12 protein-coding genes are annotated in these 14,774 nt (G+C 38.1%); 8 read left to right on the top strand and 4 right to left on the bottom strand.

Annotation, left to right across the window (positions count from 1 at the left end; translation table 11 throughout):
- The first annotated feature begins 87 nt into the window (after positions 1-87).
- Both ABE65_RS18150 and ABE65_RS18145 read left to right on the top strand, forming a co-directional pair.
- The gene (locus tag ABE65_RS18150) at positions 88-756 is read left to right on the top strand and encodes a sugar transferase (protein WP_066400360.1); all 669 of its coding nucleotides are present in this window, start codon (positions 88-90) and stop codon (positions 754-756) included.
- Between the two features lie 119 nt (positions 757-875).
- Positions 876-2,237 carry an O-antigen ligase family protein gene (locus ABE65_RS18145; protein WP_197480320.1) on the top strand — a complete coding sequence of 454 codons (1,362 nt, stop codon included), beginning with the start codon at positions 876-878 and terminating at the stop codon, positions 2,235-2,237.
- A 29-nt stretch (positions 2,238-2,266) separates the two neighbouring features.
- On the opposite strand, the gene ABE65_RS18140 is transcribed toward ABE65_RS18145, so the two are convergent.
- Complete coding sequence (locus ABE65_RS18140) at positions 2,267-3,706, bottom strand: oligosaccharide flippase family protein (RefSeq protein ID WP_066398056.1); 1,440 nt, start codon at positions 3,704-3,706, stop codon at positions 2,267-2,269.
- A gap of 278 nt (positions 3,707-3,984) precedes the next feature.
- Here ABE65_RS18140 and ABE65_RS18135 point away from each other — a divergent pair, with 278 nt between their 5' ends.
- A complete protein-coding gene (locus tag ABE65_RS18135) occupies positions 3,985-5,034 on the top strand; it encodes an LCP family protein (RefSeq protein ID WP_066398053.1) in 1,050 nt (349 codons plus the stop codon).
- Positions 5,035-5,076: 42 nt separating this feature from the next.
- On the opposite strand, the gene ABE65_RS18130 is transcribed toward ABE65_RS18135, so the two are convergent.
- Together ABE65_RS18130 and ABE65_RS18125 are read right to left on the bottom strand one after the other, a co-directional pair.
- Positions 5,077-6,144 carry a glycosyltransferase family 4 protein gene (locus ABE65_RS18130; protein WP_066398050.1) on the bottom strand — a complete coding sequence of 356 codons (1,068 nt, stop codon included), beginning with the start codon at positions 6,142-6,144 and terminating at the stop codon, positions 5,077-5,079.
- A 62-nt stretch (positions 6,145-6,206) separates the two neighbouring features.
- Positions 6,207-6,839 carry a YigZ family protein gene (locus tag ABE65_RS18125; protein WP_066398048.1) on the bottom strand — a complete coding sequence of 211 codons (633 nt, stop codon included), beginning with the start codon at positions 6,837-6,839 and terminating at the stop codon, positions 6,207-6,209.
- A 312-nt stretch (positions 6,840-7,151) separates the two neighbouring features.
- On the opposite strand from ABE65_RS18125, the gene ABE65_RS18120 reads away from it, so the two are divergent.
- Both ABE65_RS18120 and ABE65_RS18115 read left to right on the top strand, forming a co-directional pair.
- The gene (locus ABE65_RS18120) at positions 7,152-8,300 is read left to right on the top strand and encodes a sensor histidine kinase (RefSeq protein WP_066398040.1); all 1,149 of its coding nucleotides are present in this window, start codon (positions 7,152-7,154) and stop codon (positions 8,298-8,300) included.
- A 12-nt stretch (positions 8,301-8,312) separates the two neighbouring features.
- Entirely contained in the window at positions 8,313-9,044 is a 732-nt protein-coding gene (locus ABE65_RS18115) for a response regulator (RefSeq protein ID WP_066398037.1), read from the top strand.
- A 319-nt stretch (positions 9,045-9,363) separates the two neighbouring features.
- On the opposite strand, the gene ABE65_RS18110 is transcribed toward ABE65_RS18115, so the two are convergent.
- The gene (locus ABE65_RS18110; RefSeq protein WP_066398029.1) at positions 9,364-11,157 is read right to left on the bottom strand and encodes an ATP-binding protein; all 1,794 of its coding nucleotides are present in this window, start codon (positions 11,155-11,157) and stop codon (positions 9,364-9,366) included.
- 473 nt (positions 11,158-11,630) lie between these two features.
- On the opposite strand from ABE65_RS18110, the gene ABE65_RS18105 reads away from it, so the two are divergent.
- The 3 genes from ABE65_RS18105 to ABE65_RS18095 are packed head-to-tail and all read left to right on the top strand — an operon-like array spanning position 11,631 to position 14,732.
- A complete protein-coding gene (locus ABE65_RS18105; RefSeq protein ID WP_066398027.1) occupies positions 11,631-12,479 on the top strand; it encodes a DegV family protein in 849 nt (282 codons plus the stop codon).
- A gap of 49 nt (positions 12,480-12,528) precedes the next feature.
- The gene (locus ABE65_RS18100; protein WP_066398024.1) at positions 12,529-14,025 is read left to right on the top strand and encodes an ATP-dependent helicase ComFA; all 1,497 of its coding nucleotides are present in this window, start codon (positions 12,529-12,531) and stop codon (positions 14,023-14,025) included.
- Complete coding sequence (locus ABE65_RS18095; protein WP_066398021.1) at positions 14,022-14,732, top strand: ComF family protein; 711 nt, start codon at positions 14,022-14,024, stop codon at positions 14,730-14,732. Before ABE65_RS18100 ends, ABE65_RS18095 begins: the two co-directional genes overlap by 4 nt.
- The last annotated feature ends 42 nt before the right edge of the window (positions 14,733-14,774 follow it).

Here is a 14,774-nt window from a genome sequence, read left to right as displayed (position 1 = left end):
TATGTACACACGAAAGTTGTGTGATATGATATGAAATGGTTTATATAGTCATCATTGAAAGAAACTATGAGGTGAATGTTAGTGGCAATGAATCGCGCTGAAACAAACAATTATTATAATTCCTATACACAACAAGCTGACACAAATAAAATAGCAGAGTACTCTAAAATCAATGACTCAACGTTTCTTTTTACTAAACGTTTAATTGATTTAATGGCCGTCTTACTATTAAGCATACCAGCTGCAATCATTGTACTAATTACAATGATCGCCATTCGAATAGAATCCAAAGGATCTGCACTGTATTTCCAAGAACGCTGTGGACTTAATGGTAAAGTATTTAACGTGATCAAATTACGTTCTATGTACACAGATGCAGAGTGTAACGGTCCACAATGGGCACAAAAGAACGACTCACGTGTTACTAAAGTAGGTAAGTTCATCCGAGCAACTCGTATTGATGAATTACCACAGTTAATTAATGTGCTGCGTGGAGACATGAGTTTCGTTGGTCCTCGTCCTGAACGTCCTATGTTTGTTGAAGAGTTCTCTAAAGATATTCCGGATTTTAAAGATCGCTTACTAGTTAAACCAGGATTGACAGGATGGGCGCAAGTGAATGGTGGATATGATATTTCTGCTAAAGAAAAGCTACATCTTGATAAGTATTACATCCGTAATATCAGCATTGCGATGGATATAAAAATCTTGTTAAGTACCATTCGAGTCGTATTTACGGGTGACGGTGCAAGATAATGAACAAAAAGAAGCGCTTCTATCATCAAGATAGGAGCGTTTTCTCGATGAAAAAATGTATGTATTACCATTTTTTTCGTTACAATAGAGATAGATTTATTATGAGAGGATCATTCATTATGAAAACTTCTAGCTTTGACAAATGGATTGACTGGATTTTTTACCTGTATATTTTCTTAATTCCGTTTTCTGTATCAGAAGATTTTAGAGCACTTACTGGACCTATACCAACTTCAGTATTATTGACGCTTATTATTTCTATTGCGTTTATGGCTTATTACATAAGAACAACTTCAAAATTACCGCTCGTGTTTAATCAGCAATTAGATAAAAACTTGCTAATTGTTCTTGTCTGCTTTTTTCTACCGGTCATGTTAGCTACTTTAAGTGCTGTTTATAATTATTTTGCTATTGATAGCTATTTTTATAGTCAATACTTTAAAGGTGATTTTCCTGCTCGTATTATTAACTTTGGATTATTCTTTGTTTTGATTATCAGTCTTGTACCATTAATCCAAAAAATGAATGCAGAACGATTACATAAATATATACTAACGTATTGGATAGGTGTTTCTTTTTTATTGTTAATCGGTTTTTGGCAGCTCCTTCACTTAACAATTGGAGTACCTATGTTTGATATGCAGACTCGCTCTTATGTACACAGTGTGGGTGGGGGAGCGAAGTTATTCTTTGATTTTCGATTAACATCCTTTGCATCAGAACCAAGTTATATGGTGCCTTTCGTTATTGATGGGTTATTAATCGGTGCCCTTGTGTTCAGCTCTCTTAAAAAGTATGTTCTTTGGAGTTTCTTGCCTGCTCTCTTTATACTATTGTTCTCATTTTCATTGGGAGGCTATTTAAACTTCTTTTTAGTTTTTTGTGGATTTCTACTTTTGATCTTCACGACACATAATCCGTTTAAGAAAAAGGTTTTGTATGCGTTAGCTGGATTGGTCGGACTTATCGTGTTAGTAGGTCTAGTGAATATGAATCTTCTGTTAGAATTCGTAGGTCCAGTTATTGGAAGACTTGATACTGTCTTTGATATGCAAGAACACGAAAGACTCTTCTTGCTACTCATGCCTTTCGTCTGGATTATTCATCATGCTCAAACCTTATTTCAGATGATGTTTGGTATGGGTCCAGGTTCGTTCAAATATTTAAATATCACGCAATACTTCCCAGACGATATTCATAAGGTATATGTAACATCTAACAATGTTTACATCGACGTACTTTATGAGCATGGAATGGTTGGATTTATTTTGTCACTTGTCTTGATTGGGTACTTTTTGTGGTATTTCTTTAAACGAAGAAACGAAGGGAAATACGCACAAATGGGATTCTTAATCACCTTGCACTTGAGTATCACATCTCTATACAGAGCAGATTTTACGTCTCCTCGCTTTTGGATGCTGTTTATTATCTTGTTCATTCTGATCCATCTTCTATCACTCAAAAAGCAAGAAAAAGCTTAAATATTGAAAGAGGGGCTGCACCATAATGGTCAGCCCCTCTTTTTTATGAATTTATAATATGCTTTAGGAAGAAGCGATCTGCAGTTTGCTACGTTTAACAGATAAACAAGTAATCCGTAAACGAGTCCCCCGATAATTACCTTTAATAACATCCATACTACTCCATTCACGTTATACAGTGGATAGAGACACAAGGCCATACCGAAAGTAGCAATAAAAAGTTTTGCAACGTTACGCCGAGGGAAAGTTAAAGGAAAAGCTTTTTTCCCAATTGACCAACTCATTATAATGGCAACAATATAAGCGATAATGGACGCATATGCTGAACCCTTAATCCCAAAAGGAGGAATCAGTAAAAAGTTAAGAATGATATTGATAACTCCAGCAATCAAGACTGGCCAAATCTGAAACAATGTCTTTTTACCAAGTTCAAACGCTAAATCAAAGTAATATGTCTTAATGCTTTGAATAAACACGGCTACACAGATCAGTGAAAAGATGACTCCGCCCGCTTCTCTAAAACTTGCCCCTAAAAATACAGATGTTATGTCAGGACTTAGCAGAATCAGCCCTGCTGTAGCAGGTAATCCAATAAAGAATAGAAGGATGGTATTTTGATCGAGCTGCTTCTGAGCTGCTTTTACACCCTCTGTTTCAAGTGCTTTAATCAATAAAGGATAAGCTGCTAAATTTACAATCATCATCAGCAATACGAGAATCTGTTTTGCAAGATCGTAGCCTACAGAATATAGCCCCGTACTTTTAGTTCCTAAAAGGTATCCAATGATAAAACGATCCGAACTGAAAATGATATAGTTCATTGATAAAGTAGCGACTAGAGGCATTCCATAACGAAATACTTCCTTAACCAAATCCCAATCGATATGATGCAATCTGATTTTTTTAAGATACCTTGGAAGGAGATATACTAAAGGCACAATCATTCCAATAATCAGACCCCAAAGGATGGAGCTAGCTTCAAGCCCCCACTTAATCAATAAGAAAGAAATTCCTAAAGAGAGCACCGTTTTAACAAGTGTAATGATTCCATAAAGAAGAGACGACAATTTAGATCGTAAGTATTCTGTGGCCATGTCGAACAAGTTTTGAACAAGCAACAAGCCTAATCCGATCAACCAAAGTGCTTGCCATTCGTCTGTTCTTGCAAAATAAAAGAACGGACCCGTAAATAAAAGAAGAGAAAATCCTACTAAAGATAGAAAGGCTGCCGATATTGAACTTAGAAATAAATTTTCTTGTTCCGTATATTTCGGAGCAAAACGCAACAATCCTAGTCGCAGCCAGTGAAAAATACCAGTACTAGCAAAGCCCACGGCTGAAAGGACGAGAGCGTATTTTCCGTATTCAGAAGGTGATAATAACCTCGTGTACAGTGCGATTGCAGCAAAGTTCACTAGACCTGGAAGGCCTCTTGATAAGAAGTAGATAAAGGTGTGTTTAAGTAACATTTTATGCTCCTAACATATTTTTACATGTTTTTAACCACTATAAAAATAAAAGATGGGTCGAAACGTGTCAAAGATAGTCTTTTTATATTAAAATTTGTAAAATATTATCAAGGTCTTTTGTGCTATAATGTATCCTGATACAAATATATAGATAGAAATTAAATCAAGCAATAGTAAACTCATTATAGTATGTAATGCTACCTTTTAAAATATAGGCCACACAGTAGAGTATGAAGCATCGTAATCATATCTGTTACAAAAGAAATGGAGAGTTTAAGATGGATGAGCGCAATAGAATTATTCGCAGGAATAGAAAGAAACGTAAGAAGAAGCGTTTATTGTTAGGTTGTTCTGTGTTTTTCCTTATCCTTTTAGGTGTAGGTGGTTTTCTGTTCTACAACGTTTATCAAGCAGCAAACAACTCGTTTTCAGCTTTAGACCGAGGTGAGCATTCTAAACTTCGTGAAGAGTCAGTTGCGATCGGTAAAGATCCGATTAACATTTTGATAATGGGTATTGAAGATTATTCGAGTGGTGGCGCTCACGGGCGAACTGACTCATTAATGGTCGCTTCTGTTAATCCGGATAAGAATTCAATTAAAATGCTAAGTATTCCACGTGATACTTACGTTGATATTAAAGGACATGGTCAAACAAAAATCAACCATGCACATGCATATGGTGGTAAAGAGCTAACCATTGAAACAGTAGAAGAATTACTCGATGTTCCGATTGATTATTATGCTACAGTGAACTTTAAAGGATTTAAGGATGTTATCGATGAACTTGGTGGGGTAACCGTTGATGTTCCATTTGATTTCTCTGAAGTAAGTGATGGAGAAGCTGGATCTAACAAACACAAGATTTATTTTAAAGAAGGCGAAATGACTCTTGATGGTCAAGAAGCACTGGCATATGTTCGTATGAGAAAACAAGATCCTAGAGGTGACTTTGGACGAAGCGAAAGACAAAAACAGGTCATCCAAGCTGCTATCAAAGAAAGTGCTTCTGTAAGTACTCTGTTGAACTTTAGTGATATCGCAAAACACATCGGTGATAATGTTGAGACGAATCTTTCTGTTCGTGAAATGTACACGTTAAAGAATAAGTACGGAAATAAGAAAATTGACAGCTTAACACTTGAAGGTGTTGACGATACAATCAATGGTGTTTATTACTTCGTACCGACCGAAGAGGGATTAGCTAATATTCAAAATGAGTTGAAAATGCAATTAGGACAAGAAGTTTCTGCATCGGAAACAACCAACACAGAAACAGATTCAAGTGAGTCAGATGCTTCTGATTATAGTGAAGAAACGCAAAATTAAATGCAAAAGCTGCTTTGAGAATGTCTCATAGCAGCTTTTTTGTTACGGTTTCTTTTTATGAGGAGCTAAAAATCCGGTTAAAAAATGAGTAAGAGGTTTCTTCTGCCCCATTAACCCCAAAAATTCTGCTGCAAGTTCAATCGTAACAAGCAGTAGTAGAAACAAGAAGAACGACTCTTCTAAAGTGGACAGTGAAAATGCGAATGCTAGGACGCTAAAGAAAATACTGATTCCATAGATCATTAAAACTGTTTTGGGATGGCTGAATCCTCTCGCTAACAGCCTGTGGTGCAAATGAGATTTATCAGGCTGGGACCACTTTTGCTTGTTCACCAAGCGCCTCAATATCGCAAAGGTAGTGTCCATAAAGGGAACACCCAGTATCATAATCGGGACGAATAGGGATAAGAACGTAACGCTTTTAAAGAAACCAGAGATTGAGATAAGTGCTATTAATAAACCCAATAGCTGTGAACCCGTATCACCCATAAAGATCTTAGCTGGATAAAAATTAAAGAATAAAAAGCCTAGTGTGCTTCCCGTCACAATGACACAGAGCATAATGACAAGAATTTGTTCTTTACCTATGGCCATGATTAATATAGTAGAGAGTGCAATCGTAGAAACTCCTCCTGCAAGCCCATCTAAACCATCAATAAGGTTAATGGCATTGATTAATCCAATAAACCAAAGTAACGTCAGAGGGATACTCATAAGTTGAAGTTCCACTAAGCCGAAATATGGAATCGTAATATAATCAATCACAAATTCACCATAAATTAAAACAAAAGCAGATAAGAACTGACCAAGAAGTTTTTGTTTAGCTGAAAGTTCATACATATCATCTAAAACACCAGTTATCACGATGATCAATGTACTGAGAAAAATAAAAGTGGTTGTATGGTTATCGATTGGTAGAAGGAATAGGCCAGCTAAAAAGGCAACATAAATGGCTAGGCCGCCTAACCGAGGCTTTACTTCACTATGTACTTTTCTTTTATTCGGCTTATCCACAGCGCCGATTTTTTTGGCTAAATATGAAACAAGTGGTGTTATGAAAAGAGCGATAAAAAAACATGAGATAAAAGCAATGAAAAGTTGAAGGTTCATGGAATTGCACCTTTCCAGGAAAGTAAACTCTGCATTAGTTTTATCTCATATGACAAAAATTATTAAATTGTCTTCTCTAAATACTCTTCTTTACCAAATACAATCTCACTTTGTGCATTAGAAAGGTCGATGATCCATTCCCTAAACGTTTCTTTTTCTTTTATCGGTACATACATCTGAATCTCCACTTTTTCCATGTAATTCATCTCTTTGATGGGGTAAACAGAGTTGCGCAGTTCATTCTCCATTTTTCCTAAAAGCGTGTAATCCACGGTGATGTGGACGATCTGTTGAAGTTGACGTTCTACAACGCCAATATGATTGAGGCCTTCTGAGACAGATTTGCCGTATGCACGGATAAGTCCTCCAGCACCTAATTTGATTCCGCCGAAGTAACGTGTGACAACAGCAACGGTATCTTTTAATTCACGCTTCTTAAGTACTTCTAACATCGGAACACCCGCTGTACCACTTGGTTCACCGTCATCATTCGCTTTTTGAATGTTATCTGTTTCTCCGATCAAGTAGGCAGAACAGTTATGTGTAGCACTGTTATGTTCTTTTTTAATCTTCTGAATGAATTCTTGAGCTTCTTCCTCTGTTGTAGCTCGTGCAATATGAGCGATAAAACGCGATTTTTCTATTACGATTTCGTGCTGTCCTTCATTTTTTACGGTTAGATAATTAGCAAGCATATATAAGAAAGCTCCTTTGAGTAGTGAATATTATGAATTCCATGTCAAATTTGTCGAATAATCTTCATGTTTCAAGAGTATCGTGTTATCCTTCATTATAAGGCGATTATAAATTGCATTCAAATTCTTAAATTTTTTTAGCAAGAAAAGTCATAAAATTCCACATCTTGGCGAATGTAGTATATTAGAAGGATTAATGTCTTCGTTGTATCGTTCGTCTCATTGGGTAATAAGTCCTGTATATAAATTAGGCAAGATGGTTCTAGAACTTCCGGTTCCACTTCTTTATCGTTTAAATTGGGGGAAATTTACATGACTGCAGCTAAGTTAACGATAGATCCACATTTGTTGGACGGAATACTGAATCAGACCATCGATACAGTTACGGCAAGCCAATCACAAATCTTTGAGATCAGTGAACATTCTCGCCAAGAGTTTCAACAGCTCCGCCGTGAGCTAGAGTTAGTAAAGCAACAGGTCATTGAGGTCATTTATAAATCTGACCGGACCGAGGAATATGCAAAGCTAGCACGGACTCGACTGGCAGAGGTGAGCAAGCATTTTCAAAAGTATAGCGAATCTGATATTCGTGATGCGTATGAGAATGCAAATAAGTATCAGATTGAATTGTCTATCATCCGTCAAACAGAGAAACAGCTTCGAGAGAAAAGAGATGAGCTGGAGCGGAGAATTGGTGCTCTGAACGAAACCGTTCAAAAAGCGGAGTCTCTTGCAGGTCAAATTTCAGTTGTTCTAAATTACCTCAACGGTGATTTAAGAAAAATTAACGAACTTGTTCAAAATGCTCAGCAGAAACAAGAGTTTGGACTTCAGATCATCGAAGCTCAAGAAGAAGAGCGTAAACGAGTGTCACGTGAAATTCATGACGGGCCAGCACAATTGATGGCAAATGTGCTTATTCGCTCGGAACTGTTAGAGAAAATCTTTGTAGAAAAAGGAACTGAGGCTGCTCGTGTTGAAATAAAAGATTTACGGGTTATGGTCCGCGACTCTTTAAAAGAGGTACGTAGAATCATCTACGACCTGCGTCCGATGGCTCTAGATGATCTAGGTATCGTTCCGACATTAGACAAATATTTGCGAAATGTGAAAGAAAGTACTGGAAAAGAGGTTGAGCTTCATGCGCTTGGTCAGACTCGACGGTTTCCGAATAAGATGGAAATTGCCATTTTTCGTTTGATCCAAGAGTCGGTGAGCAATGCGGTTAAGCACTCTGAAGCGAATCTGATTGAAGTAAAACTTGAGTTTACTCAAAAATTTATTTCATTATATATCCGAGATGATGGCAAAGGATTCGATATGGCGCAGCCGACCAAATCAAATTCCTTTGGCATGATGGGGATGAGAGAGCGGGTCGAACTGCTCGAAGGAACTTTAAAAGTGAAATCCCGCATAAACTTCGGTACAAGTGTTTATATTCAAATTCCCATTCAAGACTAGGAGGGTTCACACATGAATCATGTCAATGTGTACGAAAATAACGCCTCAGCACCAGAGAAAACAAGAATAGCGATTATCGATGACCACCGTTTGTTCCGCGAAGGAGTAAAACGCATTCTAGATATGGAAGATCAATTCTCTGTTGTTGCTGAAGGTGATGATGGCTCTGAAGCGGAAAATATCGTCCGTGATCATAATCCAGATGTGGTATTGATGGACATCAATATGCCAAACATCAACGGAGTTGAAGCAACTCGCCGTTTAGTTGAGAAGTCTCCTGATACGAAGGTGATTATTCTTTCGATCCACGATGATGAGACGTATGTATCACATGCGGTTCAAACAGGTGCATCTGGTTACCTCCTAAAAGAGATGGATGCTGATTCATTGATTGAAGCGGTTCGTGTTGTTGCCGAAGGTGGTGCTTATCTTCATCCGAAGATTACGTATAATCTTTTGAACGAATTCCGTCGTTTATCGACATCGAATAAAACACAGCAAAACAAAGCTGGTTTTGTTGAAGTGGAGTACCGTAAGCCACTTCATATCTTAACGCGTCGTGAGTGTGAGGTTCTTCAGTTGTTGGCGGATGGACGCAGCAACCGTACGATTGGGGAAGAGCTTTATATTAGTGAGAAGACGGTTAAGAACCATGTGAGTAATATTCTTCAGAAGATGAACGTGAATGACCGTACGCAGGCTGTTGTTGAGGCGATCAAGAATGGTTGGGTTAAGGTACGTTGATTTATTTAGGAGAAAAGACCTTCGATTGTGAAGGTCTTTTTGTTTTGTCTTTTTGTTGCGTGTGGGTTGATGCGGGGATATATATTTGAATCATTGTGGGTGGTTTTCAAGTTTGTTTGAAAGTAGTTGATTTCCGCTCCAGGTTGCTTCGCTTTCCGCGGGGCAGGCGGTGAGCCACATTCGTACGTTTCACTTTTAAGTGTCTCACCTGCCCACCTGTCCCGCAGGAGTCTCGCACCTTACACTCCAATCAACTTTCAGAGAGGAATTAAAATAAAATCCTTCTCGTTTATTTACTTCGAGTTAAAGAAAAACCAAATCAACTCAAGCTCATTTCGAGGACCTTTTCTTCTGATGGAACAGTTATTGGGAATTCTAGTGAGACTTTTGTTCCGTAGCCTTCTTTTGATTCGATCCTCATCTTTCCTCCATGGTTCTGGACGATTTGGTAGCAGATTAAGAGGCCGAGTCCAGGGTTGCCTTCTTTTGTTGTATAGAACGGCTGTCCGAGCTTTGATAGAAGGTGCTCGGGGATGCCGGGTCCATCATCTTGAATGGCGATTGTGATGTTTTCTTGCGTTTGTTTAAGCTGAAGGGAGATGTTTCCCCATGAAGGTGTCGCTTCTAACGCATTTTTTACGATATTTAAAATGAGTTGTGCTATTAGATTTTCTTCGCATTTTAAAAGAACGGGTTGTTCTGGCAAGTCTAGGTGTAGCGAGATGGTCTCAAAGTCTGTTTCTTCTTCTATAAATTTAAGTGAGCGTTTGATGACTTCGTTTAAGTCGTGGTCACTTTTTAAAATCATATGTGGTCGAGCCAGTATCATAAGCTGGCTGATGATAAAGTTGATCCGATCTGTTTCTCGTAGCATGATGCCTAAGAAATGATGCGTTTCTTCTGTCGTGTTTTGAGATTGAAACAATTGCGCGAATCCTTTTATAGAAGTAAGGGGGTTTCGTATCTCATGCGCAAGACCTGCCGCAAGTTCTCCGACATAAGCGAGTGTGTTTGCTCTCTGTTTAAAGTTTTGTGCCTCATTGATTGCTGTCATGTCTTTTGCGATTCCGATCACAGCGGTCATATCACTTCTTATTGAATAAGGGATGCTCGTAATATCAAGCTCTATTTCGTGTCCTTCTTTGTGGATAATCGTAAGTGGATGTTTGATCGTCTCGCCTTCAATCACTCTATTTAAGTAATCCAGTGAATTTGAGATTTCATTCTCTTTTAAAAGGTGGGTATATGGCATAGCGTGCAATTCTTCTAAAGAATATCCAGTGATCTGTACAAGTGAAGAATTTACTTTTATAAAATTTAAATCTGGTCCGATTACAAAAACGCCTTCAGGATTCAATTCAAAAAGCGAGTTATATCGATGCTCGGATTCAAGCAGTTGAAATTGATGCTCTACGAGTCTCTTTTGGTTTCGCTGTTCTAAAATGTATAGAATCAATACGACGGTTGTCGCACCAAATACAAGTAAAGTAGCTGTCATATTGATGTTGTTGATCGGAAAACTGCTATGCCAATCGAAAGTAGGCGTTCCAGCCATTAATCCCATCTCACCGATATAGTGCATAAGACTAACGCCTAGTGTGAATGAAAGACTAGACAAAACAACTCTTGCTGAAAAATTTCTTAAAGTGAGAAGATAAAAACCAAGTAAGGAAAAACCATAAGCGGAAGAAATGGAAAGAATGATAAATATGAGATTAGGTTCCATCGGCATATGAATGTGCATGGACAACAATCCAATCACATGAACAGACACTAAGCCGATGCTAAATAAACTAACAGGTACAAAGAATTTATTCTGCGGTCTTTGAGAGGTGAAATGTAAGAACGATACATATGAGAAGAAAATACCTGCAGCAAGTGCTGCGGTAACGATTAAAAAATTATAGTTTACACGAACAGGACTTTGGATTGATAACATTCCCATGTAGTGAGTTGCCCAAACTGCGATACCCATTGTAACAGAACCTATTAATAAGAATTGTTGCTGCGATTTTTGCTCTTCTGTACGGCGATTAACCCAATCGAGTGAGATTAAGGCAAACAGAAAGCAAACGAATAGAGAGAGTATTACGATATATAGATTATGATCCAATGGTCCTAGCCCTCCTTTAAAACATGTCTCACATTCTAATTTCTTCCATATCCGACAAATTCCTTCTTCATTCGAAAAAAACTTTTAAAAAGATTAATAATTCGTGTGCTTAATAATGAACACAGGTGTGGAAAACGGTTTGGAGGTGATTTCACTTGGTAAGAAAGTATGTAATAAATTTGATTTTGAAGGGGTGTTAACTGATGTTAATACCCAAAAAATAACTGAAAATCTCTAGAAACTTGTGCCTCACAAGCCTAAATTAAGCAAATGACCTATGCAGAATCACTCCATACTGTACGGTGCTTTCTCGTTATGCCGAAAACAGGTTAAAGGCACATAAAGGATAGTTGAAGAAAAAAGAGAATACTAAGTGTAAGTAAATTTGAATTTAGTGAATTACTTTTTCTGATGGTGTACACTGTTAGAGGAGAAAAAAAACAAGATTTTTGGCATAAGAGAGGACTAAAATTATGAGCAAGGTAGCCGTCATTACAGACAGTACTTCCTACATACCTGAACATATCCGCAACGAAAAAAATATTGTAATGATTTCGCTCAACGTGGTTTTTGATAAAGAAACATACAAAGAAGAAGCTGAAATAAAAGCAGACGATTTTTACGACATGGTTGGTAAAGAAGGAGCCCTTCCGAAAACTTCGCAGCCTGCAATCGGTGAGCTTGTAGAACTATTAGAAGAGCTTTCTCAAAACTATGACGAAGCGGTAATGATCACATTATCGAGCGGAATCAGTGGAACATATCAAAGTGCAATAGCTGCTGGCGAAATGGTTGAAGGAATCAAGCTTCATGTATTTGATTCGGAGATCAGTTGTTCACCTCAAGCGTTTTATGTGTTAAAAGCTGCAGAATTAGCAAGTGAAGGCTCGAATGGTTATGACATTATGAATCATCTGTTGCAGATGAAGAACAACGGCATTCCAGCCTACTTTATGGTTGATGATTTAAACCATCTTCACCGTGGTGGTCGTTTGAACACAGCTCAGCTTTTTGTAGGGAATCTGCTTCAGATTAAACCGATTCTTCACTTTGAAGATAAGAAGATCGTTCCTTTTGAAAAAGTACGTACTAAGAAAAAAGCATTAAAACGTATTTTTGACATCATGGATGAGAATGTAAAGCCTAATGATAAAGTGAAGATCAGTGTAATTCATGCCAAACGTGAAGATGAAGCGGTTGAAATCGCTGATGAGCTACGTGAAAAATTTACAAACGCAGATGTCTGGGTTAGCTACTTCGGACCAGTAATCGGCACGCACTTAGGTGAAGGTTCACTCGGCATTACGTGGATAAAAGAATAATCATTGGAGAGATGAAAATGAAATCTCTAACACAGGGGGAGACAACACGATGAGGTTTGTCTCCCTTTTTTTAAACAACCGTTTAACCATTGCCCCTGAAACCCTTGTAAACGATTCCTCTTTGGAAGCTGTCTCTTTTAGTGAATTTTCAGTAGTAGAGCAACCTCCTTTAAACCCAACTTTTCAGTATGATGAGAAACTTCAACAAATCCTCTATGGTAAGAAACTTCTATTTGATGAGATATCCTTTACAGTAGATCAAATCCAAAAGCATTATGAGAATGGTTATGTGAAATATTCTACTGGTATTAGTAAAACTTCTAACGGTTATTTATGTAGCCGGTGCGGAAATGAGAAGATTCGATTGTTTGCGGTGTTTTCTTGTTTTCGCTGTAAGAATGATAACTGTGTGTACTGTCGGAACTGCATCATGATGGGGAGAGTTAGTGAGTGTACTCCGTTGATTTCTTGGAGTGGACCTGAAGTGAGGTGGCCAGATGAAAACAACCTGTTTTGGAATGGTGAATTATCGATTGGTCAACAACTAGCATCTCAAAAGTTTGCAGATAATATCGGAAGTGATGGTGAACTTTTAATTTGGGCTGTGTGTGGAGCGGGTAAGACAGAAGTACTCTTTAAAGGGATTGAAAAAGCATTGAATCTCGGACTTCGCGTTTGTATAGCGACTCCTCGTACGGATGTGGTACTTGAATTAGCTCCTCGTTTAAAAGCGGTTTTTCCAAACACGAAGGTAGCGAGTTATTATGGTGGATCAGAAGAACGTGAGACTCCAGCACAGCTCGTCATCTCAACCACACACCAGCTGTACCGATTTAAACAAGCGTTTAACGTCATGATTGTCGATGAAGTTGACGCCTTTCCTTATTCCTACGATAAAACCCTTCAGCATGCGGTATCTCTTGCCGTTACACCAAAACACTTTCTTCTTTATTTATCTGCGACTCCTTCTAGAACGATGAAAAAAGCAACACAAAAAGGGACATTACAATGCGGAAAAATTCTAAAGCGGTTTCATGGATTTCCATTACCTGTTCCAAAAATGGTTTGGGGTGGGGAGTGGAAGAAGAGGTTGGAAAGAGGGAAACTACCTGCTCCATTTCTAAAGTGGTTGAAAGCCCAAGTTGAGAGTGGACGACGAGCGATGATATTTGTCTCTTCCGTATCCGTTTTAGAAAAGCTGACAGAACTTATAAAAAAGGAAATTGATTTACCAGTTGATAGTGTTCATGCAGAAGATCCACTTCGAAAAGAAAAAGTGTCTCAATTTAGGAATGAAGACATTCAGTTATTAGTCACAACAACCATACTAGAACGCGGAGTTACCGTTCCTTATCTAGATGTAGCAGTGTTTGGTGCGGATCACGATGTTTTCACAGAAAGTGCGCTCGTTCAAATAGCAGGACGAGCAGGTAGAAGTAAGGATGATCATGACGGTGAGGTACTTCTTTTTCATTACGGTAAATCGCTCAGTATGATTCAAGCGATCAATCATATAAAGAGCATGAATAAGGAGGCGGGGATTTGAGTTATTGCCTATATTGCCATGAATCTTATTCTGAAGCTTGGTCATGGGAAGCACTTATTGGCTTAGAGGCATCACCATTATTGTGCCAGGACTGTGAAGGTAGGTTAGTATGGATAAAAGGTGAGATTTGTAGAATATGCGGTCGTGATTTTTGTGTATTTCCCGAGCAATATCGACAAGGTGATTGTTGCTTTGACTGCATTCGTTGGGAAGAAAACGAGAGTTGGACCGGCATTCTACAGCAAAATCGGTCACTTTATGTCTATAACGACTATATGAAAGAAATCATAGCTAAGCTGAAATATCGTGGAGATGCTGAAGTTGTTAAAGCTTTTTATCCAGTCTTGAGTACGGAGTTTAAAAAGATTTCCCGTGATGCAATCCTTGTTCCCATTCCATTAAGTGAGGAGCGACATTATGAAAGAGGATTTAATCAAGCCAAACTGTTAGCAGTAGGATTGAAGAAGCATACAGAAATCGTGTTGAAAAGAAAAACACACGAAAAGAAACAAAGTAAGAAAACTCGAGAAGAACGTTTATCTCAAAAAGAGAATCCGTTTGAAGTAATAGACTCTCTAAAAGTAAAAGGTCAGAAAGTTATTTTAGTCGATGATGTCTACACAACAGGTAGCACATTACGTTATGCGGCAAAAGTCCTGATTGAAGCAGGTGCCCGAAAAGTTTCTTCTATCACCCTAGCACGATAAATAAAACGAAGGACCTGTTAAAACTCGCTCACTCAAATCCGA

Source organism: Fictibacillus phosphorivorans (assembly GCF_001629705.1).
GTDB classification, from domain to species: Bacteria; Bacillota; Bacilli; order Bacillales; family Fictibacillaceae; genus Fictibacillus; species Fictibacillus phosphorivorans_A.
The sequence above is the reverse complement of the archived record's forward strand: the minus strand, read 5'-3'. Positions and strand labels throughout refer to the sequence as shown.

Coding starts and splice junctions, on each gene's coding strand:
- ABE65_RS18150 (WP_066400360.1), top strand. CDS start 88: ATGAATCGCGCTGAAACAAACAATTATTATAATTCCTATACACAACAA.
- ABE65_RS18145 (WP_197480320.1), top strand. CDS start 876: ATGAAAACTTCTAGCTTTGACAAATGGATTGACTGGATTTTTTACCTG.
- ABE65_RS18140 (WP_066398056.1), bottom strand. CDS start 3,706: ATGTTACTTAAACACACCTTTATCTACTTCTTATCAAGAGGCCTTCCA.
- ABE65_RS18135 (WP_066398053.1), top strand. CDS start 3,985: ATGGATGAGCGCAATAGAATTATTCGCAGGAATAGAAAGAAACGTAAG.
- ABE65_RS18130 (WP_066398050.1), bottom strand. CDS start 6,144: ATGAACCTTCAACTTTTCATTGCTTTTATCTCATGTTTTTTTATCGCT.
- ABE65_RS18125 (WP_066398048.1), bottom strand. CDS start 6,839: ATGCTTGCTAATTATCTAACCGTAAAAAATGAAGGACAGCACGAAATC.
- ABE65_RS18120 (WP_066398040.1), top strand. CDS start 7,152: ATGACTGCAGCTAAGTTAACGATAGATCCACATTTGTTGGACGGAATA.
- ABE65_RS18115 (WP_066398037.1), top strand. CDS start 8,313: ATGAATCATGTCAATGTGTACGAAAATAACGCCTCAGCACCAGAGAAA.
- ABE65_RS18105 (WP_066398027.1), top strand. CDS start 11,631: ATGAGCAAGGTAGCCGTCATTACAGACAGTACTTCCTACATACCTGAA.
- ABE65_RS18100 (WP_066398024.1), top strand. CDS start 12,529: ATGAGGTTTGTCTCCCTTTTTTTAAACAACCGTTTAACCATTGCCCCT.